18 protein-coding genes are annotated in these 26,983 nt (G+C 71.1%); 5 read left to right on the forward strand and 13 right to left on the reverse strand.

Annotated features, from left to right (window positions below; all coding sequences use genetic code 11):
• Window positions 1-23: 23 nt before the first annotated feature.
• Window positions 24-2,693, reverse strand: coding sequence for a cellulose binding domain-containing protein (locus ACFYXC_RS06045; protein ID WP_389547479.1), 2,670 nt, complete (start codon window positions 2,691-2,693; stop codon window positions 24-26).
• 214 nt (window positions 2,694-2,907) lie between these two features.
• The gene (locus ACFYXC_RS06050; protein WP_389547482.1) at window positions 2,908-5,820 is read right to left on the reverse strand and encodes a glycoside hydrolase family 48 protein; all 2,913 of its coding nucleotides are present in this window, start codon (window positions 5,818-5,820) and stop codon (window positions 2,908-2,910) included.
• Window positions 5,821-6,308: 488 nt separating this feature from the next.
• Here ACFYXC_RS06050 and ACFYXC_RS06055 point away from each other — a divergent pair, with 488 nt between their 5' ends.
• The 3 genes from ACFYXC_RS06055 (at window position 6,309) to ACFYXC_RS06065 (ending at window position 9,944) form a co-directional block, all read left to right on the forward strand.
• The gene (locus tag ACFYXC_RS06055) at window positions 6,309-8,021 is read left to right on the forward strand and encodes a glycoside hydrolase family 6 protein (RefSeq protein WP_388917020.1); all 1,713 of its coding nucleotides are present in this window, start codon (window positions 6,309-6,311) and stop codon (window positions 8,019-8,021) included.
• A gap of 238 nt (window positions 8,022-8,259) precedes the next feature.
• The gene (locus tag ACFYXC_RS06060; protein ID WP_389547486.1) at window positions 8,260-9,150 is read left to right on the forward strand and encodes a class I SAM-dependent methyltransferase; all 891 of its coding nucleotides are present in this window, start codon (window positions 8,260-8,262) and stop codon (window positions 9,148-9,150) included.
• Window positions 9,151-9,242: 92 nt separating this feature from the next.
• Entirely contained in the window at window positions 9,243-9,944 is a 702-nt protein-coding gene (locus tag ACFYXC_RS06065) for an SDR family oxidoreductase (protein WP_388917014.1), read from the forward strand.
• A gap of 15 nt (window positions 9,945-9,959) precedes the next feature.
• Here ACFYXC_RS06065 and ACFYXC_RS06070 read toward each other — a convergent pair whose 3' ends face one another.
• From ACFYXC_RS06070 to ACFYXC_RS06085, 4 genes are all read right to left on the reverse strand, one after another.
• The gene (locus tag ACFYXC_RS06070) at window positions 9,960-10,652 is read right to left on the reverse strand and encodes a glycoside hydrolase family 75 protein (RefSeq protein WP_389547489.1); all 693 of its coding nucleotides are present in this window, start codon (window positions 10,650-10,652) and stop codon (window positions 9,960-9,962) included.
• A 182-nt stretch (window positions 10,653-10,834) separates the two neighbouring features.
• On the reverse strand, window positions 10,835-11,623 hold the full coding sequence (locus ACFYXC_RS06075; protein ID WP_388917418.1) for an aldo/keto reductase: 789 nt from the start codon (window positions 11,621-11,623) through the stop codon (window positions 10,835-10,837).
• A 256-nt stretch (window positions 11,624-11,879) separates the two neighbouring features.
• Window positions 11,880-13,706 carry an AMP-dependent synthetase/ligase gene (locus ACFYXC_RS06080; RefSeq protein WP_389547492.1) on the reverse strand — a complete coding sequence of 609 codons (1,827 nt, stop codon included), beginning with the start codon at window positions 13,704-13,706 and terminating at the stop codon, window positions 11,880-11,882.
• Between the two features lie 289 nt (window positions 13,707-13,995).
• Window positions 13,996-14,862 carry a LysR substrate-binding domain-containing protein gene (locus ACFYXC_RS06085; protein ID WP_389547495.1) on the reverse strand — a complete coding sequence of 289 codons (867 nt, stop codon included), beginning with the start codon at window positions 14,860-14,862 and terminating at the stop codon, window positions 13,996-13,998.
• A 132-nt stretch (window positions 14,863-14,994) separates the two neighbouring features.
• On the opposite strand from ACFYXC_RS06085, the gene ACFYXC_RS06090 reads away from it, so the two are divergent.
• On the forward strand, window positions 14,995-16,038 hold the full coding sequence (locus ACFYXC_RS06090) for a bile acid:sodium symporter family protein (protein ID WP_389547497.1): 1,044 nt from the start codon (window positions 14,995-14,997) through the stop codon (window positions 16,036-16,038).
• On the opposite strand, the gene ACFYXC_RS06095 is transcribed toward ACFYXC_RS06090, so the two are convergent.
• Window positions 15,977-17,221 carry a DUF4185 domain-containing protein gene (locus tag ACFYXC_RS06095; protein WP_389547500.1) on the reverse strand — a complete coding sequence of 415 codons (1,245 nt, stop codon included), beginning with the start codon at window positions 17,219-17,221 and terminating at the stop codon, window positions 15,977-15,979. The two genes, ACFYXC_RS06090 and ACFYXC_RS06095, sit on opposite strands and share 62 nt — an antisense overlap.
• A gap of 10 nt (window positions 17,222-17,231) precedes the next feature.
• Entirely contained in the window at window positions 17,232-19,172 is a 1,941-nt protein-coding gene (locus ACFYXC_RS06100; RefSeq protein ID WP_389547503.1) for an exo-alpha-sialidase, read from the reverse strand.
• Between the two features lie 224 nt (window positions 19,173-19,396).
• Between ACFYXC_RS06100 and ACFYXC_RS06105 the strand changes: the two genes are divergently transcribed.
• Window positions 19,397-19,924 (forward strand): isochorismatase family protein, encoded by a 528-nt coding sequence (locus ACFYXC_RS06105; RefSeq protein ID WP_388917415.1) that lies wholly within the window; start codon window positions 19,397-19,399, stop codon window positions 19,922-19,924.
• A 179-nt stretch (window positions 19,925-20,103) separates the two neighbouring features.
• Here the strand turns inward: ACFYXC_RS06105 and fdhD are convergent, their stop codons facing one another.
• The 5 genes from fdhD to ACFYXC_RS06130 are packed head-to-tail and all read right to left on the reverse strand — an operon-like array spanning window position 20,104 to window position 26,618.
• Window positions 20,104-20,967 (reverse strand): formate dehydrogenase accessory sulfurtransferase FdhD, encoded by an 864-nt coding sequence (gene fdhD / locus ACFYXC_RS06110; protein WP_388916993.1) that lies wholly within the window; start codon window positions 20,965-20,967, stop codon window positions 20,104-20,106.
• Window positions 20,968-20,974: 7 nt separating this feature from the next.
• Window positions 20,975-21,835 (reverse strand): 2Fe-2S iron-sulfur cluster-binding protein, encoded by an 861-nt coding sequence (locus ACFYXC_RS06115; RefSeq protein WP_388916990.1) that lies wholly within the window; start codon window positions 21,833-21,835, stop codon window positions 20,975-20,977.
• Window positions 21,832-23,655 (reverse strand): NAD(P)H-dependent oxidoreductase subunit E, encoded by a 1,824-nt coding sequence (locus tag ACFYXC_RS06120; RefSeq protein ID WP_389547506.1) that lies wholly within the window; start codon window positions 23,653-23,655, stop codon window positions 21,832-21,834. The genes ACFYXC_RS06115 and ACFYXC_RS06120 overlap by 4 nt, the downstream gene beginning before the upstream one ends.
• A gap of 7 nt (window positions 23,656-23,662) precedes the next feature.
• Window positions 23,663-25,588, reverse strand: a complete 1,926-nt coding sequence (locus ACFYXC_RS06125) for a molybdopterin oxidoreductase family protein (protein WP_389547508.1) — start codon at window positions 25,586-25,588, stop codon at window positions 23,663-23,665.
• A 58-nt stretch (window positions 25,589-25,646) separates the two neighbouring features.
• Complete coding sequence (locus ACFYXC_RS06130) at window positions 25,647-26,618, reverse strand: 2-dehydropantoate 2-reductase (RefSeq protein ID WP_388916981.1); 972 nt, start codon at window positions 26,616-26,618, stop codon at window positions 25,647-25,649.
• Window positions 26,619-26,983: the final 365 nt, after the last annotated feature.

The raw sequence follows: 26,983 nt of genomic DNA on the forward strand, positions 1-26,983 counted from the left end.
CTCCCGTTCGTCCGGCCCGGGGGTCAGGTCACCGAGCAGGACTGCTCACCGAGCTCGAACGCCGTCGGTCTGCTGTTCGTGCCCGACCAACTGCCGGTGAAGCCGAAGGTCACGGACGAACCGGCGGCCACGTTCGCGTTCCAGCTCACGTTCTTCGTCGTGACCGCCGTTCCGGACTGCGTCTGCTCGGCGTTCCACGCCTGGGCGACCTTCTGACCGTCGCCGAAGGACCAGCCCAGTGACCAGCCGGTCCAGGGCGCCGTGCCGGTGTTGGCGAGCCGGACGTCCGCCTGGAAACCGCCCGACCACTGGTTCGTCACCTGGTAGGTGACCGCGCAGGCACCGGTCGGCGTCGGATCCGTACCGCCGCCGTCCCCGCCGCCCGTGCCGGACGAGTCGCCGTAGATGACGCCGCGGCCGTTCGTCGACACGTACACGCGCCCGTAGACGCGCGGGTCGCCGGTGATGGCCGCACCCGTCCAGCCCCACTGGTGGGCGTCGTCGTTGATGCGGGTCCAGGTCGCGCCCTTGTCCGTGGAGCGGAAGATGCCGCGTACGCCGCCGATCTTCGCGCTCGTGTAGAGCGTCTGGTACGCCGCGCCGGCCGCCGCCTTGCCGAAACCGATCGTGTCGGCCTGCTCGACGCCGGACAGCTTGGTGAAGGTCGCGCCGGAGTCCGTGGAGTGCCACAGCCCGTACGCGCCGTCGCTCGCCCCGCCCGCCAGCCAGACGTCGCCCTTCGTGCCGGGCAGCGCCTTGAACCGTACGCTGTCGCCGCTCGGCAGTCCGGTCGCGGACGAGGCGGTGAAGGTCGCGCCGCCGTCCGAACTGACGTAGAACCTGCCCGACTTGAAGCCGTAGAACGTCTTCGGGTCGACGCGGTCCGACTCCACGACCGCACCGGCCGGGATACCGTTCGACGCCGACCACGACGTGCCGAACCCGGTCGTGTGGTGCACGCCCGCGCCGTCCGGACTCCACACGAACCGGCTGCCGTCGGACGCCGAGGCGACGGTGCCGCCGCCGCTCACGCCCGAAGGGTCGGTACCCGCGAACCAGTTGGCGCCGTTGTCCGTCGAGAACGCCACGTGCGGACCCGAGTCGAGGTTGCCGGCCCGTACCACGATGCCCGGGTTCGACTCCGCGAAGTCGAGGCTCGTCGTGCTGGTGAAGTTCGGCGAGGTGAACATCATCGGGGGGACCTTCGTGAGGTCCGTGTGCCGGAAACCGCCGATGTCACCGAGACCGCTGAGGAGCTGGGCGCCACCGGACGGGGGAGCGGCCAGGTCGAGGACCGCCGTCTCCTCAAGGCCCTGCACCATCGGCTTGATGGTGAACCGACCCCCGCTGTCCCACTGCCCCAGGTTCTCGGTGCCGTAGATCGTCGCGCCCGTCCCGTACATCATCCGGGAGGAGTTGAACGGGTCGATCTCCAGGGCCTCGGTCATCCACCCCAGTTTGGGCGTCTGCTCGGGCGGCGACGGATTCGCGCTCCAGGTCAGCCAGGGCGAGGACGACACGTCCATGGTGTAGCGGTTCGAGCGGGTCGGGTACGACGTGTAGTCCCACGCCTTCGTCCAGGTGCCGCCGCTGTCCGTGGAACGGAAGATCTGCGTGTCCGGCCACCAGGAGCTGTACGCGGTCGCCATCACGGTGCCCGGCTTCTGCCGGTCGACCGTCAGCCCGCTGAACCCGAAGTAGGTGTCGGCCTCCGCGACCGGGCTGATGTCCGTCCAGGCGCCGGTCGCCGTCGCGTACCGCCACAGCCGGCCCTTCCCGCCGTCGTACGGGCCGCCCGTGTCGCTGTACGCGAGGTAGAGATAGCCGTTCTGCGCGTCCAGGACACCCTTGTGGGCCAGATACCCGGTCGGCTGTCCGGCGAGCCGCGACCAGGTCGCGCCCGCGTCGGTGGAGCGGTAGACCGCGTTGTCCTTGTCGGCGACCCCGACGTAGATGGTCCGGGTGGCGTCCGTGCCCGTGGCCGTCGACTCGTCGAAGGTGACCCAGGCGATGCCCTGGTTGTCGGAGGCGTACCCACTCGTGTCGCTCGGATCCTGCACGTAGTTCCCGGCGTTCGGGAAGCTCGTCACCTGCGACCAGGAGGCCCCCGAGTCGGTGGACCGCCACAGCCCCTTGCCGCTGGGCGCGCCCAGGTACAGCACGCTGTTGCGGTGCGGGTCCACCGCGAGCCGCTCGCCCATGCCGCGCCCCGGCATGTTGCCGCCCAGCTTGAACGGCAGGTCGGCCTTCTGCCAGGTCGCGCCCCGGTCGGCGGACCTGAGCACGGCCCCGTTGCCCGGGTCCCAGCTGTTCGTGTACGTGCCGACGGCGGCGTACACCTTGCTCGGCGCCTTGGAGTCGGAGGCGAGGCTCACCACGCCGGTGTGCCCCCACCTGTCCCAGCCCACCGAGTCGAGCAGCGGGGTCCAGCTCTTCGACGCCTCCTGCCAGCGGTAGGCGCCGCCGATGTCGGTCCGGGCGTACGCGAGGTTCTTCTCGGTCCGGTTGAAGACGATGCCGGGCACGAAGCCGCCGCCGTCGATACGGGCGTTCTTCCAGGTGTACGTGTCGGCGGCGACGGACACCGCCGGGGCGGCCTTCGCGGCCACCTGCGCGGCCAGTGCGGGCGGCGTGCCGGCCAGCAGCCCGGCCGCGAGCGCGAGCACGGCGGTCAGGACGGGGGTTCTTCGCACGGTGACCCTCTCCTTGCGTGGGGGGACGGAGAAGCGGAAGGCGGGTGGGCCGGACGGTCCCCGGTGCGGTCGGGGACCGTCCGGCCCGCTGTACGCGAAGCTCTGGGCGCCCCGCGCCCTCCAGGGGCGCGGGGAACTGCGCGACCAGCCACATCAGGCCCGCAGCCTCCGCACCGGCCTCCTCACGGAGCACCGCGCGGAGCGCCCCGCGGGGCTATTCGAGGAGCTCCGCGTACGAGCCCATGGCGAGGGCGATGTCCGCCTGGGCCCAGAACCGGTGGTACGTGAACGTGGGCGCGGCCCCGCCCGCCAGATACGCCTCGATCTTCGACCAGGCGGGATCGTCCTCGTAGAACGACCGGATCGAGTCGAAGGTCGACGACGAGTTGATCGGGTCGCCGTTCGGCATCGTGCCGGTCCACCCGCTCGGGATGTACACGGGGTCGTCGAACCGGTTGTAGTCGGCGCGGGTCTCCGGGACGGCGATGCCCAGCGCGTCCTGGTTGTTCTCCCACATGCCGTCCAGCAGCGCCTTCGCCGTCGTGCGCGCCTCGGTGTCGCCGGACCGGTCGGCGTAGTACGTCAGGGTCTTGGCGTACGCGGCCGCCACTCCGACGTCGTTCGTGTAGTCGGCCACGGTGACGTGCAGTCCGGTGTTGGCGCCGGGACTCGACGCGTTCCAGGTGTCCGGTTTGCCCGACCAGCGGAGCGTGTTCGGGATGCGGAAGGAACCGTCCGGGTTGACCGTCGTGTTGGCCAGTGCCCAGTCCACCCACTTGTCGAGGACGACCTTGGCGTCCGCGTCACCCGTCTGCTGGTAGTACTCGGCGACCCGCTCCATCGACCACGCCTGGAAGCCGAACCACTGGTTGGACGGCGGGTCGTGGTAGACGGGCTTCTCGTCGTAGAACATGCCGTAGAAGGTCGGCGTCCCGGAAGGCGGTGTCGCGTAGCGGCCCTGCCAGCTGTTGGTGGCCCCGCCCGCGATGGCTCCCTCACTCGACTGCAGCCAGCGGTAGAACTCCAGCTGCCGGTCGAGGGACTTGGCCCAGTCCGCCTGCCCCGTCGCCGACTTCGGCTTCAGATCGGCGTACGAGCTGAGCGCGTAGGCGGCCAGGGGGTTCTGGTAGCCGCCGTGCGTGTGGCTGGAACCGATGCGCCAGGCCCAGCCCGCGGAGGTGTCGGTCGCGCCGCCCCACGCGTAGTACCAGTTCAGCAGGTAGTGCGAGGCGTCCTTGCCGGTGGCCGCCGGGCAGGCCGTCGGCCCCACGCAGTTGCCGATCTTCTTGAAGTACTTGTCGTACATCGAGTAGCGGAGATAGTCGCCCATCTTCGCCGCCTTGCCGAGGGTCGCCGACACCTCGGAGCCCTTGCCCTGCTCCTCGGCCCAGATGTCCGCCCAGTACGCGGCCTGCACGGCCCGCGCGTCGGCGTCCGGGGCGTTGGTGAACTTCCACTGCCTGGCGTAGGACGCGTCCTTGGTGAACAGGTCCAGGTAGCCGTTCCTGCCGCCGTACTTGAAGGCGTCGCAGGTCGGCTGTGGCACGGTCTCGAAGACCGACTCCTGCGCACCGCGCTGGAAGGTGTTGATGTAGGACGGTCCGGTGTCCGAGGGACCCGCCTCGCACTTGCCCGGCGAGTTCCCGTACCCGTAGACGTTGTCCACGTCCTGCAGCCAGTGCATGCCGTAGATGTCGTCCGTGCCGTACGCGCTCTTCAGCTCGGCGGCGATCGGGTCGGCACCGACGGAGACACCCGCGTCGAGCTGCGCCGGGTACTCGTTCGGGGTGTCCAGCTCGGGCGCGTAGGTCGCCGGCTTGGAGGCGTTGTAGAACGAGTTGGTCGGCTGGTCGGCGTGCGTCGGGATCATGAACTTCTCCATGATCTCCCAGGCGCCGTTGAACCGCGACCAGTCACCCGTCACCTTGCCGTACATGGCCTGCAGCCACAGCAGGTAGCTGTACGCCTCGGAGGTCGTCTCGTGCCCGTGGTCGGGCGCCTCGACGATCAGTGTCTCCACCGAGTGGTACGGGATGCCCTCCGGCGAGAAGTAGCCGTTCGCCGGGTTGGTGATCTTCCCGTAGAGCTCCAGGAAGCGGGCGTCGTACTCCTTGGACGCGGCGAGCTGCGTGACGGTGACCGCCGCCTTGGCGTGTCCGGTGGCCGTCGACTCGAAGACGGCCGAACCCGTGCCCGTGGCATCGGCCGTGATCGTCACCTTCTGCGCCGTGTTCCAGTTCGACGGGGTGAAGGTGAGCGAGGCCCCGCCGGTGACCGACAGACCCGTGTTGCCGCTGGCGCGGGCGGTCGCCACGGTCACGTTCGCCGACGGCTGGGTCGAGAGCTTCACGTCGTACGTGCCGGTTCTGCTCTGCTGGACGCCCAGTTGGGTCGGCGAGACCACCACGGCGGGGCCCGAGGCGACCGTGATGCCGACCGGTGTCGACTCGGCGGACGCGCCCAGGCTGTCGTACGCCTTCGCGAGCAGCGAATGACTGCCCACGGTCAAGCCAGAAGCCGAAAGCGAGTAGGGCGCGCTGGTGTCGGTGCCGAGCAGGGTCGTGTCGTCGTAGAACTCGACCTTGCTGATCGTCGCGCCGTCCGCGGCCGCGGCGGTCGCGGCGAGCGGGACCGCGGCGCCCTGCGAGTAGACGGCGCCCGCCGCGGGGCTGGTCAGCACGGTGATCGGCGGCTGGTGGGCGCCGGTGCAGGCCGTGCCGTTGATCGCGAAGGACGTGGGTGCGGCGTTGGTGCCGCTGTACGTGAACTGGGCGCCGGTCGTCACAGCGGCGCCGGCCGCGATCGTCCCGTTCCAGGACGCGTTCCTCGCGGTGACCGTCTTTCCCGACTGCGACCAGGTGCCGCTCCAGCCGCTGCTGAGCTGCTGGTTGCCCGTGTGGTCGTAGGTCAGGGTCCAGCCGCTGATCGCTTCCGTGCCGCGGTTGGTGAGGGTGAGTTCGGCGGTGAAGCCGGAGCCCCAGTCGTTCGTCCTGTAGTCGACGCTGCACGCGACGGCCGCCGCCTGCGCGGGAGTGGTACCGGTCGCCAGCATGGTCAACGGAAGGGTGAGGGCCGCCACCACGGCGGTCCACATCCGCCGCGCGCGGCGAGTGTGTCTGGGTGCCATGTTCTGGTTCCTCTCCTTGCGGCTCGGAGACGGGGGGAGGAGCAACAAGCCTTGAACCAGTGGGAGCGCTCCCATACTGGAGAGGGGGATGCAAGGGGTCAAGGTGCTTGAAGAGTCGAAATGATTCGATAGATCAAGAGTGCACCCCCTCTGTTGTTCCCCAACACTTGGCGCTACCTTCGTCCGCACCAGTGGGAGCGGTTCCAACAGTCGACGCGTCCGTCACGGCGCGACCGAACTGCAAGGAGTCCGCTCATGCGACACCCCCCGCGTTCAGTTCTTTTCGACGCACGGCGCCGCCGCACTCCTTCGTCGGCCGCGTCACGACGTGCTTCGACGTGCGCACCCCCCCTGCCGGGGCCGGACCCGGAAACCCGGGACCGCACCTTGGGAACGGCCCTGAGCTCCCCTCACGACGGCACCATCACGTCGTTCGGCATCGGGACGCGTGAGCTCCGCGCGCCCTCGACGGATAGGACATCGTGCACATGAGCCGTACCAGAACTGCACTTCTCGCGGCGCTGGCGCTGGTCGCCGGCACCGCGGGCGCCGCCGTCGCGGCGATACCCTCGGACGTCGGCGCGGCCGCCGTCCCCTGCACCGTCGAGTACAAGGTGCAGAACCAGTGGGACACCGGCTTCACCACCTCGGTGACGCTCACCAACAACAGCGCGGCCAGGTCGAGCTGGGCCGTGAAGTGGTCCTACGCCGGCAACCAGAAGGTCACCAGCGGCTGGAACGCGAAGCTCAGCCAGAGCGGCAACGCGGTGACCGCCGCCAACGAGAACTACAACGGCACCTTGGGGACCGGGAGTTCGATCAGCTTCGGCTTCAACGGCACCTACAGCGGCACCAACGCGCTGCCCACGGCCTTCACCCTCGACGGAGTGGCCTGCAACGTCGACGACGGGGGCTCCGGCCCCACCGACCCGCCGGACCCGGGCACGGGCAGCAGGGTGGACAACCCGTACGCCGGCGCCAAGGTGTACGTGAACCCGGAGTGGCGGGCCAAGGCCGCCGCCGAACCCGGCGGCAGCCGCATCGCCAACCAGCCGACCGGCGTGTGGCTCGACCGGACCGCCGCGATCAACGGCGTGAACGGCGGGATGGGGCTGCGCGCCCACCTGGACGCGGCGCTCGCGCAGAAGGGCTCGGACGAACTGGTCGTCCAGCTGGTCATCTACAACCTGCCCGGCCGTGACTGCTCCGCCCTGGCGTCCAACGGCGAGCTCGGGGCGACGGAGATCGACAAGTACAAGACGCAGTACATCGACCCGATCGCGGCGATCCTCAAGGACACCAAGTACGCGGGTCTGCGCATCGTCACCACCGTCGAGATCGACTCGCTGCCGAACCTCGTCACCAACGTGACGCCCCGCCCCACCGCCACCCCCAACTGCGACACGATGAAGGCGAACGGCAACTACATCAAGGGCGTCGGCTACGCCTTGAACAAGCTGGGCGACGCGCCGAACGTCTACAACTACGTGGACGCCGGACACCACGGCTGGCTCGGCTGGGACGACAACTTCGGACCCTCCGCCGCGCTCTTCAAGGAGGCCGCGAGCGCCGAGGGCGCGACCCTCGCGGACGTGCACGGATTCATCGTGAACACCGCCAACTACAGCGCCACGAAGGAGAACTACTTCACCGTCAACGACACGGTGAACGGGGCCTCCGTCCGCACCTCGAAGTGGATCGACTGGAACCGGTACGTGGACGAGCAGTCCTACGCGCAGGCCATGCGCAACCATCTGGTCTCGATCGGCTTCGACTCGGGCCTCGGCATGCTGATCGACACCTCCCGCAACGGCTGGGGCGGTACGGCACGGCCCACCGGCCCGGGAGCGACGACCACCGTGGACACGTACGTCGACGGAGGCCGTATCGACCGGCGCATCCACCTCGGCAACTGGTGCAACCAGTCGGGCGCGGGTCTCGGTGAGCGGCCGCAGGCGGCGCCGGCGACCGGTATCGACGCCTACGTGTGGATGAAGCCGCCGGGTGAGTCGGACGGGTCCAGCACGGCCATTCCCAACGACGAGGGCAAGGGCTTCGACCGGATGTGCGACCCGACGTACACCGGTAACCCGCGGAACAACAACAACATGTCGGGCGCGCTGCCGAACTCGCCGCTGTCCGGGCACTGGTTCTCCGCGCAGTTCCAGGAGCTCATGAAGAACGCGTATCCGGCACTGTGACCTCCGCTCTGTGCGGGGTCACTCGGAGTGGGGTTCGGGTGCCGGCTGAGTGTGGCCGGCCGCGCAGTTCCCCGCGCCCCTGAAAGATCGCGCAGTTCCCCGCGCCCCTGAGGGTGCGCAGTTCCCCGCGCCCCCGGGTGGGGGGCGCGGGGAACTGTTGCCGTTTCCGCAAGGTGAGTGGCTGTTTCGGGGAGGGGCGTTGCAGGGTGGGGGGACTCCGAACGAGAGGCTCGCCGCCATGGGACACGACCAGAAGAGCGGCCACGACCATCACGGTCACGGCCACACCCATATCGACTTCGCCGAGATGCTTCCGATGCTGGAGCAGGAGGCCGAGCTGTTCACCCCGCTCTACACCGAGGCCGCCGGCTGGCTGAAGGAGCTGCGGCCCGACCCGGAACTGATCGTGGACGCGGGCAGCGGGCCCGGCGTCATCTCCTGTCTGCTCGCCGACACGTTCCCCGAGGCCAGGGTCGTCGCCGTGGACGGCTCCGCGCCCCTCCTGGAGGCGGCCCGCACCCGCGCGGCCCGCCGCGGGATCGCCGACCGCTTCAGCACGCTGGAGGCCGAGCTGGGTGACGGGCTCGGCGACCTGGAGTACCCGGCCGATCTGCTGTGGGCGAGCCGGTCCCTGCACCACGTCGGCGACCAGCGCGGCGCCCTCGCCGGCTTCGCCGACCGGCTCGCACCGGGTGGCACCCTCGCCCTGATGGAAGGCGGCCTGCCCCCGCGCCACCTCCCGCGGGACTTCGGCATCGGCCGCCCGGGTCTGGCGGCACGGCTGGACGCGGTCCAGGAGGAGTGGTTCGCGCGGATGCGGGCCGAACTGCCCGGCGCCGTCGTCGAGGAGGTCGAGGACTGGCCCACCCTGCTGACCGCGGTCGGGCTGCGCCACACCGGGACCCGTACGTTCCTGCTGGACCTGCCCGCCCCGGTGTCCGACGATGCCCGGGCCTTCGTCGCGACCTCCCTGCGGCACCGCCGGGACGGACTCGCGGAAGGGCTCGACGCCGATGACCTGGCCACCCTCGACCGGCTCCTCGACCCGGACGACAAGGCGAGCGTGTTCCACCGTCCGGACGTGTTCGTGCTCGCGGCACTCACGGTGTACGTCGGCGTGAAGCCGTAACGGCCTCCCGCCGAGCGGGTGTTGACATCGAGTGTGCTCGAAGTGATGAACTCCGGGCACTTCGTCGCACACGGCTCGGCTTGGGGGAACACATGACTGACTCACCGGTTGCGCTCATCACCGGCGGCGGGAGCGGTATCGGGGCGGCGGTGGCCCGGCAGCTGCTCGACGCCGGACACCGGGTCACCGTGACCGGCCGCGGGGAGGAGAGGCTGCGCGGGTTCGCGGAGCGCCTGGGCAAGCCCGAGGGCCTGCTGACCTTCCCCGGTGACGCGGCCGACCACGACCAGGTCCGCGCCGCCGTCGAGGCCACGGTGCGGACGTTCGGGCGGCTCGACACCGTCGTCGCCAACGCCGGCTACGCCACCCACGACACCGTCGCGGAGGGTGACCCGGCCGGCTGGCGGGACATGGTGCTGACCAATGTGCTCGGGCCCGCCCTGCTGATCCGGGCGTCCATCGACCGGCTGAAGGAGACACGGGGGCGGATCGTGCTGATCGGCAGCGTGGCCGGGCACGTCCACGGTCCCGGCAACATCTACGGGGCGACGAAGTGGGCCGTGACCGGGCTCGCCGAGAACACCCGCAGGCAGGTCACCGAGTACGGCGTGGGAGTGACGCTGATCTCGCCCGGCCGGGTGGAGACCCCGTTCTGGGACGGCTACGGGAGCCTGCCGCCCGGCCATCTGCTCACTCCGGACCAGCTCGCGGAGTCGGTGGTCTGGGCCGTCCGGCAGCCGAGCGGTGTCGACGTCAACACCGTGGTCGTACGGCCGATCGGGCAGCCGGTCTGACCGGCGTCCGCCCGGTCAGTCCTCTCCGACGAACCGCCTCGCCAGCTCCTCACCGAGGGACACCGCCGCGTCCCGGCTCTCGATCGGCGTGACCCGGGAGGGGGTGAAGACGATGTACGTCACCCCCGAGCCGGTCCCGCCGGTCGCCGGGTCGGGGTCGATGCCGAGGGCTCGGGCGGTGGCGTACGACGCCTCGCCGATGAGGTCCGCGGGGCCGGTGTCCCCGACGACCGCGTACTGGACCCTGTCCCCGTGGATCACCGCGGCCACGCTGCCGCCCTCGACGCCCGCGTCCGCGTAGTTCCAGAGGGAGCTGGGCGAGGGCACCACGACGTGGGGCAGCGTCTCCGAGTTCAGCGGTCTGCCGTCGGACTGCTGGAAGGCGGTCCGGTCCTGGAACCACGGATCGGTGCGCTTGTTGCACCGTGGGGTGACCTGGCCGTCGCAGTCGATGTCCATGTCGGCCTTCCAGAAGACCGCGCCCTTCCCGGCGCACACGGGAATCTCGGCCGCCCGCCCCGCGTCGGTCCGGTACAGGCCGTGCGACACCTGCGGGCAGGACGCCACCTTCGCCAGCAGGGCGGCGGCGGTGACCGCGCTGTCCCGCGCCCGCACGATCCGCACGGACTCGGCGTCCGCGGGGAGTGCCGCGGCGGCGAGCAGGGCGGCGCCGCAGGCCGCGGCGAGGGTGAGGTTCCGAACGCGCATGGAGGGCCCCTTTCGGTGGGTTGCTGCGGGATGGCTGCCCAACGAAATCCCGTATATGCCCTCATATCGGCATGATCAGGAAAAACAGTAAAAACGGGAAAAACATACAAAACCGCCCCCCGATCGGATCGGGAGGCGGCTTCGGTCTGCCGTGGGCCGTCCGGCGTCGGCCGTGGGGTGCGTCAGTCGTTCACCGTTGCCGGGTCGGAGCCCAGGCGGCGGTCCTCGTTCAGCGCGCTGATCGCGGCGATGTCCTCGTCGTCGAGCGTGAAGCCGAAGACGTCGATGTTCTCCTTGATCCGGGACGGGGTCACGGACTTGGGGATCACCACGTTGCCCAGCTGGAGGTGCCAGCGCAGGACGACCTGGGCGGGCGTGCGGTCGTGCTTGCGGGCGACGGCCACGATCGCCGGGACCTCCAGGAGGCCCTTGCCCTGGCCGAGCGGGGACCACGCCTCGGTGGCGATACCCCGTGCCGCGTGGTACTCGCGGACCGCGGCCTGCTGCAGGTGCGGGTGCAGCTCGATCTGGTTGACGGCCGGCACGACGGAGGTCGCGTCGATCAGCTTGTCCAGGTACTCCGGGTGGAAGTTGGAGACACCGATGGACTTGGCGCGGCCGTCCGCGTGGATCTTCTCGAACGCCTTGTACGTGTCGATGTACCTGCCCCTGTCCGGCATCGGCCAGTGGATGAGGTACAGGTCGACGTAGTCGAGGCCGAGCTTGTCCAGGGACTCGTCGAAGGCGCGCAGCGTGGAGTCGTATCCCTGCTCCGCGTTCCAGAGCTTGGTGGTGACGAAGAGGTCCTCGCGGGCGATGCCGGAGGAGGCGAGGCCCTTGCCGGTGCCCACTTCGTTGCCGTAGATCGCCGCGGTGTCGATGCTGCGGTACCCGGCCTCCAGCGCGGTGGCGACGGCTCGCTCCGCCTCGTCGTCCGGCACCTGCCAGACACCGAAGCCCAGCTGGGGCATCTCGACGCCGTTGTTCAGGATGATCGGGGGGACCTTGCTCACGAGCTCTCGATCCTTAAGTCGTCGGGTGATACGTCAGTCGATCCCCATCGTCAACGATCACAGGCTGTTGCGCATTCCTGTCCCGTGTGTTCGCCGGACGAAAGGGAGATTGGCCGGAAAGTACCCGCTCCAGCAGGTCCGAACCATTGACCGGCGCCACCTGAAGGAAACCGCTCGGAGCCGCGCTCGGGACCAGCTCGTGTGAGGCACGCCCCTACGCGCGGTACAGGGCCTCCACCTCTGTCGCGTACGCGTTCTCGATCGCCTTGCGCTTCAGTTTCAGGGACGGGGTCAGCAGGCCGTGCTCCTCGGTGAACTGGTGGGCCAGTATGCGGAACGTGCGGATCGACTCGGCCTGGGAGACCAGGGTGTTCGCGGCCACCACGGCCCGGCGCACCTCGGTCTCCAGGTCGGGGTCCCGCACCAGTTCCGCGGGGGTGGGCCTCGACTTGCCCCGCATCTGCAGCCAGTGTTCGACGGCCTCCCCGTCGAGCGTGACGAGCGCCGCGATGTACGGCCGGTCGTTGCCGACGACGATGCACTGCGCCACCAGCGGATGGTCGCGCACCCGCTCCTCCAGGACCCCCGGCGAGACGCTCTTGCCGCCGGAGGTCACCAGGATCTCCTTCTTGCGCCCGGTGATGGTCAGGTAGCCGTCCTCGTCGAGCGAACCGAGGTCACCGGTGGCCAGCCAGGTGTCGTGCAGGGCCGCGTCGGTGGCCTTCGGGTCGTTCAGGTAGCCCTGGAAGACGTTGTCGCCGCGCAGCCAGATCTCCCCGTCGTCCGCGATGTGCACGGTGGTGCCCGGCAGGGCCTGCCCGACGGTCCCGTACCGGGTGCGCTCGGGCGGGTTGGCGGTCGCCGCGGCCGTGGACTCGGTCAGCCCGTAGCCCTCGTAGATCTGCACGCCGGCGCCCGCGAAGAACAGGCCGAGCCGCCGGTCCATCGCCGAGCCGCCGGACATCGCGTGCCGCACGCGCCCGCCCATCGCGGCACGGATCTTGGAGTAGACGAGCTTGTCGAAGAGCTGGTGCTGCATCCGCAGTGCCGCCGAGGGGCCGGGGCCGATGTCCCACGCCTTCGCCTCCACCGCGTCCGCGTAGCGCACCGCGACCTCGACGGCCTTGTCGAACGGGCCGCCCCTGCCCTCCTTCTCGGCCTTGCGGCGGGCCGCGTTGAAGACCTTCTCGAAGATGTAGGGCACGGCCAGGAAGAACGTCGGCCGGAACGCGGCCAGGTCGGGCAGCAGGGCGGCCGCGTTGAGCTGCGGCTGATGGCCGAACTTGACCTTCCCGCGGATCGCCGCGACCTGCACCATCCGGCCGAAGACGTGCGCGAGCGGCAGGAACAGCAGGGTGGCCGCCTCGTCACCGCGCCTGGAGTGGAAGAGCGGCGCCCAGCGTTCGATCGCCGTGTCCGTCTCGAACATGAAGTTGGCGTGCGTCAGGACGCAGCCCTTGGGGCGGCCGGTGGTGCCCGACGTGTAGATGATCGTCGCCGTCGACTCGGGGGTGACCGCGCGCCGGTGCCGGTGCACCACCTCGTCGTCGAGGTGGCCGCCCGCCTCGTACAGCTCCTGCACGGCGCCCGCGTCGAGCTGCCACAGCTTGTGCAGCGTCGGCAGCCGGTCGATGACCGTGGCGACGGTCATCGCGTGGTCCTCGTGCTCCACCATCGCGGCCGACACCTGGGAGTCGTGCAGCATCCAGAAGACCTGCTCGGCCGACGAGGTGGGGTAGATCGGCACGACCTGCGCGCCGATCGACCACAGCGCGTAGTCGAAGAGGGTCCACTCGTAGCGCGTACGGGACATGATCGCGACCCGGTCGCCGAACCGGACCCCGTGCGCCAGCAGCCCCTTGGCCAGGGCGAGGACCTCGTCGCGGAACCCGGCGGACGTCACGTCCCGCCACGTCCCGCGGTCGTCCTTGCGGCCGAGTGCGATGTGGAGGGGATCCTCCTGGGCATGCTCGAACACGGCATCGGCCAGGCCGCCCACCGGCGGTGCCGACGCCAGGGGAGGGTTGGTGAACTCGCGCAATCCCGCTCCTTGAGTGCTCCGCAGCGCCGTGAAAGCTACCCCACGCACAGCCGCCGCGGGAGGGGCGGCGGAGCACCCCGGGTCCGGGCGTACGCGCTGGTCAACCCCTGAAATCCGGCCACACCGGGGGAGGCCGGGACAGAAACCTTACTCATCCGTAAGTTTCGGTTCCGTAATCTCCACGGAATCTGTACGACCCGCTTACGCGACCTCGGTACGTCCCGCCGGGAGGAGCCCGCGGGCCGGTGGGGGCCTGTCGCGCGGTTCCCCGCGTCTCCCTGCGGGGCCTTCAGCGGGTGCGGTGCAGCCGGTCGCCGCCCGACAGGATCGAGGCCGCCAGCGCGTCCGCCGCACCCCGGGCCGCCGTGTGCCGCCTGCCGTGGACCAGCACGAACTCCACCTCGCCCAGCTCCGGCAGCCCCGCCCGGTCGGGGACGCGGACGAGCCCCGGCGGGATCAGGCCCCGCGAGTGGGCCATCACGCCGAGGCCCGCACGGGCCGCCGCGACGAGACCGTTGAGGCTGCCGCTGGTGCACGCGATGCGCCAGGACCGGCCCTGGCGCTCCAGCGCCTCCAGGGCCAGCGCCCGGGAGATGCCCGGCGGCGGGTAGACGATCAGTGGGACCGGACGGTCGGGATCGAGCCGCAGGCGCTCCGCCCCGATCCAGACCAGCCGGTCGTCCCAGACCAGTTCGCCGCGCGGGTCCCCGGGACGGCGCTTGGCCAGCACCAGGTCGAGTCTCCCGTCGGCCAGCCGCTCGTGCAGGGTGCCCGACAGTTCGACCGTCAGCTCCAGGTCGACCTCGGGATGGTCGTGGCGGAAAGCCTCCAGGATCTCGGTCAGCCGGGTCAGGACGAAGTCCTCCGAGGCGCCGAACCGCAGCCGGCCGCGCAGCCGTGTCCCGGTGAAGAACGCCGCCGCCTGCTCGTGCGCCTCCAGGATCCGACGCGCGAACCCGAGCATCGCCTCGCCGTCCTCCGTCAGTTCCACGGAGTGGGTGTCCCGGGTGAACAGCTGCCGTCCGGCGGTGCCCTCCAGCCGGCGCACGTGCTGGCTGACCGTGGACTGGCGCAGTCCGAGCCGCCGGGCCGCCTGGGTGAAGCTCAGCGTTTGGGCCACGGCCAGGAAGGTACGCAGCTGCGAAGGGTCGTACACGGGCCCCAGGCTAACGCCTCATCACGCTTCATGATGACAGTCAGTGCGGTGTACCGGATTCCCGATCAAGGCGCCGAGGAGGACGATGGAGAGGGCACGCACCATCGCACGACTCAGCAACGACGGAGCACCGTGAAACGCCTGAAGTGGCCGTCCTGGCTGCCGATCGACCCGTACGTCCTGCTGCTGCTCGGGACGGTGGGCCTCGCCGCCCTCCTGCCCGCCCGCGGCACCGGCGCGGACGTGGCCTCCGGGGCCTCCACCGCCGCGATCGCCTTCCTCTTCTTCCTCTACGGGGCACGGCTCTCCACCCGCGAGGCGATGGACGGCGTACGCCACTGGCGGCTGCACCTGACGGTCCTGGCCTGCACGTTCCTGGTGTTTCCGCTGCTCGGTCTGGCGACCCGCGGCCTGGAACCGGTGTTCCTGGACCACTCGCTCCACACCGGGCTGCTCTTCCTGACCCTCGTCCCCTCGACGGTCCAGTCCTCGATCGCCTTCACCTCGATGGCCCGCGGCAACGTGCCGGCCGCGATCTGCGCGGGCTCCTTCTCCTCGCTGGTGGGCATCGTGCTCACGCCGCTGCTCGCCGCGGCGCTCCTCGGCGGCGGCGCCGGCGGCTTCTCTGCGGACTCGCTCGTCAAGATCGTGCTCCAGCTGCTCGTGCCGTTCCTGGCCGGACAGCTCCTGCGCCGCTGGATCGGCGGGTTCGTCACGCGCCACAAGAAGGTCCTCGGGTACGTGGACCGGGGCTCGATCCTGCTGGTCGTCTACACCGCCTTCAGCGAGGGCATGGTGGCGGGCATCTGGCACCAGGTCAGCCCGCTGCGCCTGACCGGTCTGCTCGCCGTCGAGGCCGTCCTGCTCGCGATCATGTTGACGCTGACCTGGTACGGCTCCAAGGCCCTCGGCTTCGGCAGGGAGGACCGCGTCGCCATCCAGTTCGCCGGGTCGAAGAAGTCCCTGGCGGCCGGACTGCCCATGGCGAGCGTGCTGTTCGGCGCCCACGCATCGCTGGCCGTGCTCCCGCTGATGCTCTTCCACCAGATGCAGCTCATGGTCTGCGCGGTCATCGCCAAACGCCGCGCCCGGGACCCCGAGGCGCAGCCGCCCCTCACCCCGGACCCAGCCGGAGCGTCACGAATCGCGGTCGGTACAGGGACACGTTCCGGCTGAGGTTCGCCTGCGCCACCGCCCCGCCGTCCGCGTCCAGCCAGTTGACGTCGTAGCTCAGCACGAGCCGGCCCCCGCCGACCGCGGGATGGGCCTGCGGGTTGTACGCCGCCACACCCGCCCGGCGCTCCGGCAGCGGCGGGCTGAAACCTCTGCCCGGCCCGTGCCAGGGCCCGGTGGGGGAGCACGCCCAGTACGAGGTGACGGTCGTCAGCCCCTCGGCCCCGGCCGCCATCGTGAACAGGACGTACGTCCCCCCGTCGCGCACCACCGTGAACGCGCTGCCCACCCCCCTGTCTCCGCCCCGCCCGCCGTCCCCGAGCACGGGCCGCATGAGCGAGGGGATGGTCCACCGCTCGCCGTCCCAGTACCGCCACGCCGCCGGGTCCGCGAGCCGCCCCCGGGGCACCCGCGCGACATACGCCTTCGACGTCGGCCGGGCGGCGGCCCGCGCGTCGTCACCCCCGAAGACGTACGTCCAGTCGTCGTCGTGGGTCAGCGCGGTCGTGCCGAACAGCACCCGCCGCGCCGGATCGGGGACCTGCCGCTGGTCGAGGATCCGCGTGATGCCTTCGAGCCGCAGCCCGGGCAGCGAGAGCGTGGCGACCTCGGTCGCGGTGGGGAGCCCGTAGATCCAGGGGTACGTGCCGGTGGTCCGGGTCCACAGCACGACCCGGACGACCTGCTCGGACGAGCCGGGGGAGCGGGGCTCCACCCGCGCCGCCACCGGCCAGCGCCACTGCCCGGGCGCCGGGTCGGCGAACAGCGGGGCGGGAAGCGTGCGCCGCAGCCGCCCGCCCTCCATGACCACGGCCGAGTTGCGCACCAGCGGCGCGGTCGTGTCCCGCCAGGCGTAGGACTCACCCGCCGGGTTGGGCGGGCGGTGCACCTGGCCGAGATAGGTGTCGGAGAACAGCCAGAGCACCCGTCCGTCCGGCAGCCGCACCGAGTGCGTGCCGTCCCCGCCGGTCCAGTCGTCGGCCCGCGAGGCGTCGTCCCCGTACCGCGCGAACTCGTCCGTGACCTCCGCGTCCGCCGCCCAGGAGGCGACGGTACGGGCCCGGCAGGCGGCCTCCCCGCGGTCGTCCCGCGGGAAGGCGGTGAGCAGCACGGCGGCGAGGACCAGGACCAGGAGCAGTCCCAGTCCGGTCCCCGCGCGCTGTCGTGCTCGTGTGTCGTCGGGCACGCCCGGGACGTTAGTGGCTGCCGCGCACCCGGTCCATGGGCAGCCACAGGACGGTGCCCCGGGTCACCGTCCTGTTCCCGGCCCGTACACCCGTCAGTTCCTCGTCGCTCAGCGCCCGGTTCCAGACCCGGACGTCGTCGAGGGCGCCGGTGAGGTGGGCCCGGCTGTCGAGTTTCTGCCCGACGTGCACGCCGAAGGGGGAGTTGCGGCTCACCGATCCCGGTACGTCCGCGGTGGCGGTCGCGGTCCCGTCGACGAACAGCGTGAGCTGTCCGGCGCCGCGGCGCAGCGCCAGATGGTGCCACTGCCCGTCGTTGTACGCGCCGGCCGTGCGCACGGACGCGGACCGCGGGGCGCCCGCGCCGTCCCGGGCGGTGATCAGCCCCTGGACCCGGTTGCTCGCGGGCTCACCGCGCAGCCACACCTGCGGCTGGGTGCTGCCGACCCCGCCCATCCACAGGAAGGGCTGCTCGCCCGCCGTGGCCGTGTAGCGGAACCACAGCGACGCCGTGAAGTCCCCCGTCCCGAGCGGCAGTCCGGCGCGGTACGGCAGCCGTACGGCGTCGTCGGTGCCGTCGAACGCGAGGGCGCCGCCGGACACGCCGGCCGTCTCCCGCGCGCCGCCGAGGACCTTGGCACCGGGCGCGCGCGGCGCGAGGTCGGCGGTGGTCGGGTCCGGACCGCGGCGCGGGGCCAGCCAGTCCTCGGTGAACCGCGCGAAGCGGATCTCGTCGCGCGCGTCCACGGCGCCGCCCTCGTACAGCAGCCCCGCCGTGTCACGGGAGATGCCCACCAGGTCGGAGTAGCCGGACCAGTCCGTGGTGACCACGGTGCCCCGGTCGACGCTGTCCCAGGTGCGTCCGCCGTCGTACGAGGAGCGGATCATCATGGTGCGGCGGCGGTCCGGGTCGGCCGGGCAGGCGAGCAGGATCCGGTTGCCGAGGCGCAGGGTGGAGCCCTGGACCTGGGGCGTGTAGAGGTCGGGGAGAGCGCGGAAGGGCGCGGCGAAACTGTCGCCGCCGTCCGTGCTGAACGCCTGCGTGCGGTGCCCGAGGTCGGTGCCGTCCTGTTCGCGTCCGCTGACGAGGACCGTGCCGTCGACGCGTTCGGTCACGGTCATCTCGGACGGCTTCTGGCGGAACGTGCCGTCGGCCGCTGTCGGGTACGAGTCCGTCGCGCCGATCCGCCAGTGGTCACCGCCGTCGTCGCTGACGACGAGCGCCGCGTGGTTGGCGCTGACCCTGCTGCCGTCCCACGTCTCCGTGTTGACGCCGAGGACGAGCCGGCCCGCGTGCCGGCCGCGGGTCAGCTGGATGCCGTGCACGGGACCGGTCGCGTACCAGGAGTTCCAGTGGGCGGGCAGGATCTCGTCGCTGAGGTCGCGGGGCCGCGACCAGGTGAGGCCGTCGTCGTCGCTGTGCTGCAGATGGGGGGTGCGGTCGCACGGGACGGCGCAGTTGCCGCCGTCGGTGCGGCCCGTGTTGTACGTCTCGGCCAGTACGATCCGGCCGGTCTCGCGGTCCACGACCGGGGCGGGGTTGCCGTGGGTGTCGCCCGCGCCCTCGTTGATGACCTGGAGCGGGCCCCAGGTGCGGCCGCCGTCGGTGGAGCGCTTCAGTACGAGGTCTATGTCGCCCGCGTCGCTGCAGTCGTTCACCCGGCCCTCGGCGAAGGCCAGCAGGGTGCCCTCGTTCGTCCTGACGACGGCCGGGATCCGGAAGCAGGCGTATCCGGGATCCTGGGAAGCCTTGAAGAGCACCTGCTGGTCGAAGGCGGTCTCGGCGGAGGCGGCGGCCGGTCCGGGGCCGGCGGCCGGCCGGGCGTGTCCGGTGCCGGGCAGTGCGAGCAGTGCGGTGACGGTGAGGACCGCGGTCAGGGTGGTCCCGACTCCGGCCCTCCACGGTCTGGCGGGGCCGGGAGCCCGGGGGAGTGCGCGGCGGCTTGACAGCATGGTGCGACCTGCCCTTCATGCGTCTGGACATCTGGACATCCCACGTCCCATGTGCGGCACAGACGGTACTGGGCTCGCATCGGCCTCACAAGAAGCGTGCACGGCCGTGGCGCGGAACACCGCATGCCGTCCCCAGGGGTTCGAGTGATTCACCCCTACGTTGTCGCGGATTTCCTCCCCGGCCGACCGGCGCGGGCTAACGTTCCGTCATGAACGCACCGAACATGAACACCCCTCTCGTTCTCGACCCCGCGCGCACCGCGCTCGTGCTGATCGACCTGATGGACCGCATCGTCGGACTGCCCATGGAGCCCCGGAAGGGCCCCGAGGTGCTGTCCGCCTCCGAGAAGCTGATCGCCGGGTTCCGTGCGGCGGGCGCGCTCGTCGTCCTCGTCCGCGCCGAGCGGGCCGGCGTCGCCGAGCAGCCGCCCGGCAGCGGGCTGGTCGAGGGACTCCTCGCCGACGGCGACCTGGAGATAGTGAAGCGGACCTTCAGCGCCTTCCAGGACACCGCTCTGGACGAGCGGCTGCGCGAGCGCGGGATCGGCACGGTGGTGATCGGCGGGATCGCCACGAACCTCGGAGTCGAGTCCACCGGCCGCGTCGCCCGTGACCTCGGCTACGAGGTCGTCTTCGTCGAGGACACCATGGCCACGTACACCACCGCCGAACACGAGGCGTCGGTGAAGCTGAACTTCCCGCGTCTGGGCACCGTCGTCACGACCTCGCAGGTGACCTTCACCGAGGGCTGAGCCCCACCGCACTGGGTCCGCGGGCGCCGGGTACGTACGAGGTACGAGGCCCGGGTACGTACGCGGGCCCGGTAGGTGCCCGGTCCTGGGCGTCCCACGGGGGACTGAGGCGGGGCCCCGCGGCGCAGGGGGCGCTCCCCGCCGGGTGGGGCCCCGCCGCCGTGTCGCGGGGAGACCGGTCAGCCCTGGGCGGCCGCGGCCCGCAGGGCGACGCGGTGCTCGCCCGCGTACACGTTCATGGAGGTGCCCCGCAGGAAGCCGACCAGGGTCAGGTTCGACTCGGCGGCCAGGTCCACGGCCAGCGAGGACGGCGCCGAGACCGCGGCGAGCACCGGGATGCCCGCCATCACCGCCTTCTGCGCCAGCTCGAAGGAGGCGCGCCCCGAGACCAGCAGCACCGTGCGGGACAGCGGCAGCGAGCCGTTCTGGAGGGCACGGCCGACCAGCTTGTCGACGGCGTTGTGCCGGCCCACGTCCTCCCGGATGTCGACCAGTTCGCCGTCCTCGGTGAACAGCGCCGCCGCGTGCAGGCCCCCGGTCCGGTCGAACACGCGCTGCGCCGCGCGCAGCCGGTCGGGGAGGCTCGCGAGCAGTTCGGGTTCGAGCCGTACCGGGGGAGCCGTGTCGCCGTGCGTGTCGTCGATCGTCCAGCGGGCCGTCGTACGGACCGCGTCCAGGCTGGCCTTGCCGCACAGCCCGCAGGACGACGTCGTGTACACGTTGCGTTCGAGGGTGATGTCGGGGATGACGACGCCGGCTGCCGTCCGCACGTCGACGATGTTGTAGGTGTTCGAGCCGTCCACGGTGGCGCCCGCGCAGTAGACGATGTTCTGCAGTTCGTCGGCCCGGCCCAGCACCCCCTCGCTGACCAGGAAGCCCGCCGCGAGCGCGAAGTCGTCGCCCGGGGTGCGCATCGTGATCGCGAGGGGTTTGCCGTTGAGCCGGATCTCCAGTGGTTCCTCGGCGACGAGCGTGTCGGGGCGGGCGGAGACCGCCCCGTCCCGGATGCGGATCACCTTGCGTCGTTCCGTGACTCGTCCCATGTCCTGATCAGTCCCGGTTCTGTACGTGCTGGTAGCCGAAGCGGCCCTTGATGCAGAGGTTGCCGTGGGTCACCGGGTTGTCGTGCGGCGAGGTGACCTTGACGATCTCATTGTCCTGTACGTGCAGGGTGAGATTGCAGCCCACTCCGCAGTAGGCGCAGACCGTGGTCGTCTCGGTCTGCGCCGACTCGTCCCACGTACCCGCCGCACGCATGTCGAACTCCGACTTGAACGAAAGTGCCCCGGTCGGGCACACCTCGATGCAGTTGCCGCAGTACACGCAGGCCGAGTCGGTGAGCGGGGCGTCGTGCTCGACGGCGATCCGGGCGTCGAAACCGCGCCCGGCCACCGAGATCGCGAAGGTGTTCTGCCACTGGTCGCCGCAGGCGTCGACGCACTTGTAGCACAGGATGCACTTGCCGTAGTCGCGCACGTACAGGTCGTTGTCGACCCTTGGCTCCTCGTCGACGCGGGCCGCGTCCGGACCGAACCGGTCGGGCTTCGCCTCGTACTCCTTGAGCCAGCCGGCCACCTCCGGCGTGGTGGACAGGTCGACCGAGGACGCGAGGAGCTCCAGGACGACCTTGCGGCTGTGCCGGGCCCGCTCGGTGTCCGTGCGCACCTCCATGCCCGCCTCCGCCCTGCGGGAGCAGGCCGGGACGAGGGTGCGCGCGCCCTCGACCTCGACGACGCACACCCGGCAGGCGTTCTTCGGCGTGAGGGTGTCGCCCTGGCACAGGGTCGGCACGTCCTTGCCCGCGGACCGGCAGGCGTCGAGGATCGTGGCGCCCTCCGGTGCCCTTACGGGCTCGCCGTCGATCGTGAACTCCAGCAGACGGCGGGGGATCCCCAGCGATGTGACGGTCATTCGTACGCCCCCAGGCGGTCGATGGCGGATTCCACGGCGTTCCACGCGGTCTGGCCCAGACCGCAGATCGAGGCGTCCTTCATGGCCCGGCCCACCTCCCGCAGCAGCGTGATGTCGGCGGCCGCGTCCGCGCCGGTCCGTTCGACGATGCGGTGCAGGGCCTCCTCCTGGCGCACGGTCCCGATCCGGCACGGCACGCACTGCCCGCACGACTCGTCGCGGAAGAACTCGGCGATCCGCAGCAGCAGGCGCGGCAGCGGCACGGTGTCGTCGAAGGCCAGCACGACCCCGGAGCCGAGCGTCGTACCGGCCGCCCGCGTGCCCTCGAAGGTGAGGGGGATGTCCAGTTCGTCGGGCCGTACGAAACCGCCGGCCGCGCCGCCGAGCAGCACCGCGCGCAGCCTCTCGCGGACGCCCGCCAGCTCCAGCAGGTCGCCGAGCGTCGCGCCGAACGGCAGCTCGTAGATCCCGGGCCGGTCCACGCTGCCCGACACGCAGAACAGCTTCGGCCCGGTGGAGGCGCCGGTGCCGATCGCCGCGTACGCCGGGGCGCCGATGGTGAGGATCGGCAGGACGTTGACCAGCGTCTCGACGTTGTTCTCCGCGGTGGGCTTGCCGAACAGCCCCTTCTCCACGGGGAACGGCGGCTTCGAGCGCGGCTCTCCCCGGTACCCCTCGATGGAGTTGAAGAGTGCCGTCTCCTCGCCGCAGATGTACGCGCCCGCACCGCGCCTGATCTCGATGTCGAAGGCGTACCCCTGGCCGAGGATGTCGTCCCCGAGCAGCCCGCGCGCCCGCGCCTGCCCGATGGCGTGCTCCATGCGGCGCAGCGCCCGCGGGTACTCGCCGCGCAGGTACAGGTAGCCCCGGTGCGCCCCGACCGCGTACCCCGCGATCGTCATCGCCTCCACCAGGGAGTACGGGTCGCCCTCCATGACGACCCGGTCCTTGAAGGTGCCCGGCTCGGACTCGTCGGCGTTGCACACCAGGTAGTGCGGACGGTCGGGCTGCGACGCCGTGACCTGCCATTTGCGGCCGGTGGGGAAGGCGGCGCCACCCCGCCCGACCAGGCCCGCGTCGGTGACCTCCCGGATGACCGCGGCGGGGCCGATCGCGAACGCCTGCCGCAGTGCCGAGTAACCGCCGTGCGCCCGGTAGTCGTCGAGCGAGGCCGGATCGACCAGGCCGACCCGGCCCAGCAGCATCAGGGAGGGGTCCCCGGCCTGCGGGACGGCCATGGCGACGGCCGGTTCCTCGGGCGCCGAGTCCGGCGAACTGGCCGCGAGCACGGCCCGCTCGACCGTCGCGGGCGCCGACACGGCCGTACGCACCGGATCCCCGGCCCTGACCGCGAGCGCGGCCGGGGCCCGCTCGCACAGGCCGAGGCAGGGGCTGCGCTCGACACTCACTTCGCTGCCGGGGCCGAGCCGTGCCTCGACGCCCGCGCACAGCTCGGACGCCCCGGCCGCCGTGCACGCCAGGTCCGTGCACACGTGCAGGACCGTCGCCGGGCGCGGCTTCACCGAGAACATCGCGTAGAAGGTGGCCACCCCGTACGCCTCCGCCGGCGGCACGGTGAGCCGCCGGCACAGGTAGTCGAGGGCGCCCTCGCTGATCCAGCCGATCCGGTCGTTGACGGCGTGCAGCCCCGGCAACAGCAGGTCGCGGCGCTCCCGGGCCTCCCGCCCGCCGCGTGCCCACCTGAGATCGGCGTCGGACCGGTCGGCGCCCTCCCACGAGGACTCCGGAGGACCGAGCAGCGCGTCGACGGCCGCCCGTTCCTCGTCCGTCGGTTTGCTGTCACCGAAGTGCAGATCCACTTGACAATCACCTCACTTGAATCGCGACCGGCAGCTTCTCGATCCGGATCGCCGACGCCTTGAACTCCGCCGTCCCCGCGATCGGGCAGTTCGCCTCGATCGTCAGCTGGTTGGTGTCCACCTCGTCGGGGAAGTGCATGGTCATGAACGCGAGCCCGGGCCGCAGCGCGGTGTCGATCCACACCGGGGCCGTCACCGAGCCGCGCCGCGAGGACACCTGGACCTGCTCGCCGACCGCCACGCCGTAGCGCTCCGCGTCCTCCGGGCACAGCTCGACGAACTCGCCGCGCCGCAGCGGCGAGGCGAAACCCCCGCTCTGCACCCCGGTGTTGTACGAGTCGAGCCGCCTGCCGGTGGTGAGGCGGATCGGGTACTCCTCGTCCGTCAGGTCGACGGGCGGATCGTGCTGGACCAGCCCGAAGGGTGCGAGGCGGCCCCGCGCGGCCGGGTCCGGCTCCCACAACCTGCCGTGCAGGTACGTCGGTTCGAGCCGGTCCGTCTCCGGGCAGGGCCACTGGATGCCCTGGTGCTCCTCAAGACGCTCGTACGTCATCCCGTAGTGGTCCGGGGACACCGACCGCAGTTCGTTCCAGACGGCCTCGGAGTCCGCGTACTTCCACTCGTGACCGAGCCGGGAGGCGAGGTCGCAGAGGATGTCGATGTCCTCGCGGGCCTCCCCGGGCGGGGTGACCGCCCGGCGTACCCGCTGGACCCGCCGCTCGCTGTTGGTGGTCGTGCCCTCGGTCTCCGCCCAGCCCGCGGTGGCGGGCAGGACCACGTCCGCCAGCTCGGCCGTCTTCGTCAGGAAGATGTCCTGGACGACGAGGAAGTCGAGCTCCCGCAGCCGGCGTACGGCCTGCCCGCTGTCGGCCTCCGACTGCGCAGGGTTCTCCCCGATGCAGTAGACGGCCCGCAGCGTGCCCTCCTCCATGGCCTCGAACATCTCCGTCAGGTTCAGCCCGTAGTGCGGCTGGACGACGGTGTCCCATGCCGATTCGAACTTCAGCCGGATGTCGGGGTCGAGGATGTCCTGGAAGCCGGGCAGCCGGTTCGGGATGGCGCCCATGTCGCCGCCGCCCTGCACGTTGTTCTGCCCGCGCAGCGGCTGGAGGCCCGAGCCGAAGCGGCCCACGTGACCGGTGAGGAGCGACAGGTTGATGAGCGCGCGCACGTTGTCCGTGCCGTTGTGGTGCTCGGTGATGCCGAGCGTCCAGCACAGCTGGGCGCGCTCGGCGCGGGCGTAGGCGTGCGCCAGCTCCCGTATCGCGGCGGCCGGTACGCCGGTGACCTTCTCGGCGAGCGACAGCGTCCACGGTTCGACGAGCCGCTCGTACTCCTCGAAGCCGGTGGTCGCCCGCTCGATGAACGCCTCGTTCGCGAGCCCCGCCCGGATGATCTCGCGGCCGATCGCGTGGGCCATCGGGATGTCCGTGCCGACGTTCAGCCCGAGCCAGCCCTCCGCCCACTCGGCGGTGGAGGTGCGGCGTGGGTCGACCGCGTACATCCGGGCGCCGTTCCTGATCCCCTTCAGGACGTGCTGGAAGAAGATCGGGTGCGCGAAGCGGGCGTTGGAGCCCCACATGACGACGAGGTCGGTGTGCTCGACCTCCGCGTACGAGGAGGTGCCGCCGCCCGAGCCGAAGGCCGCCGACAGGCCCGCGACGCTGGGCGCGTGGCAGGTGCGGTTGCAGGAGTCGACGTTGTTGGTGCCCATGACCACGCGGGCGAACTTCTGCGCCACGTAGTTCATCTCGTTGGTGGCGCGGGCACAGGAGAACATGCCGAACGCGCCGCGTGCCGCGCCGAGGCCACGGGCGGCCCGGTCCAGGGCCTCGTCCCAGGTGGCGCGCCGGAAGGGCTCGTCCCGGGAGTCACGGACCAACGGGTACTGAAGTCGCTTGTACGTCCTGGGGGTTCGGTCTCGCTTCGTCATGCTGCGTTCCTCGGATCTGGGGTCTTCGGATTCCTCACGCGGCTCCTCATCCGGCTCCTCATGCGGCGGTCCGCAGGGCGAGCAGGTCCGAGATGGCGTGGACGGTGCGGAGCGTGGGCACCGGGACGTCGGTGATCTCCGCGAGTTCGACGACGGCGGCGAGCAGCACGTCGAGTTCGAGCGGTTTGCCGCGCTCCAGGTCCTGGAGCGTCGAGGTGCGGTGGTCGCCGACGCGCTCCGCGCCGGCGAGGCGCCGCTCGATGGAGACGCCCACCTCGCAGCCCAGCGCCTCGGCCACCGCGAGCGTCTCGGTCATCATGATCTCGATGACCTGGCGGGTGCCGCCGTGCAGGCACATCTGCCGCATGGTGGCGCGGGCCAGGGCGCTGATGGGGTTGAAGGAGATGTTGCCGAGCAGCTTGAGCCAGATGTCGTTGCGCAGGTCGGTCTCCACCGGGCACTTGAGCCCGCCGGCCACCATGGCCTCGCTGAACTCCGTACAGCGGACCGAGACCGTGCGGTCGGGCTCGCCGATCGAGAAGCGGGTGCCTTCGAGGTGGCGGACCACTCCCGGTCCCGCCAGCTCGGTCGCCGCGTAGACGACACAGCCGACGGCCCGGGAGGGCGCGATCACCGCACTGACCGCGCCGCCCGGGTCCACGCTCTCGACGCGGTGACCGTCGTGCGGGCCGCCGTGCCGGTGGAAGTACCACCAGGGAATGCCGTTCTGGGCGGCGATCACCGCCGTCGTGTCGTGGAGAAGGGGCTCGATGAGCGGCCCGCACGCCGCGTACGAGTTGGCCTTCAGACCCAGGAGGACGAAGTCGACCGGGCCGACCTCGGCCGGGTCGTCGGTGGCGTGGGTCCGGGCGGTGAAGTCACCGCGCGGACTGAGCACGCGCACTCCGTGCTGCCTCATGGCCGCGAGATGCGGTCCACGGGCGATGAGGTGCACATCGGCACCCGCACGGTGCAGCGCGGCTCCGACGTAGGCGCCGATCGCACCGGCGCCGAGAACTGCGACCTTCACTTGAGGGGCTCCGTTCGGTCGAGGGTACCGAGGAGACGCTGATCAGCGTTGAACCGTGCCGACTCATGTCGACTGAATATTGTCTACAGTATGGGAGTTGGGGCAGCAAGGGTTCGCGCAGCACCTGGCACGCGCCGGCCTACGCGGCCGGGGCGTCGCACGGCCGCCTCCGGTACCGGCCGGAGCCCGCTCCGGGCTCGCTGAGGGTCGCCCCGCGAACACCCTTGGTGCAGGGGCGGAGTTCGGCCGTGAACGCCGTTCGTCGGCCGGAACCGACCGTTCACCGCACCCCGCATACCGTTCACCGCATACGGTCGACGAGTGGGGGTGACCCGCCTTCCCAACCGGACAACCGGTTCCTATCG

Origin of the sequence: Streptomyces sp. NPDC002701, assembly GCF_042889045.1 — a bacterium.
Classification (GTDB): Bacteria; Actinomycetota; Actinomycetes; order Streptomycetales; family Streptomycetaceae; genus Streptomyces.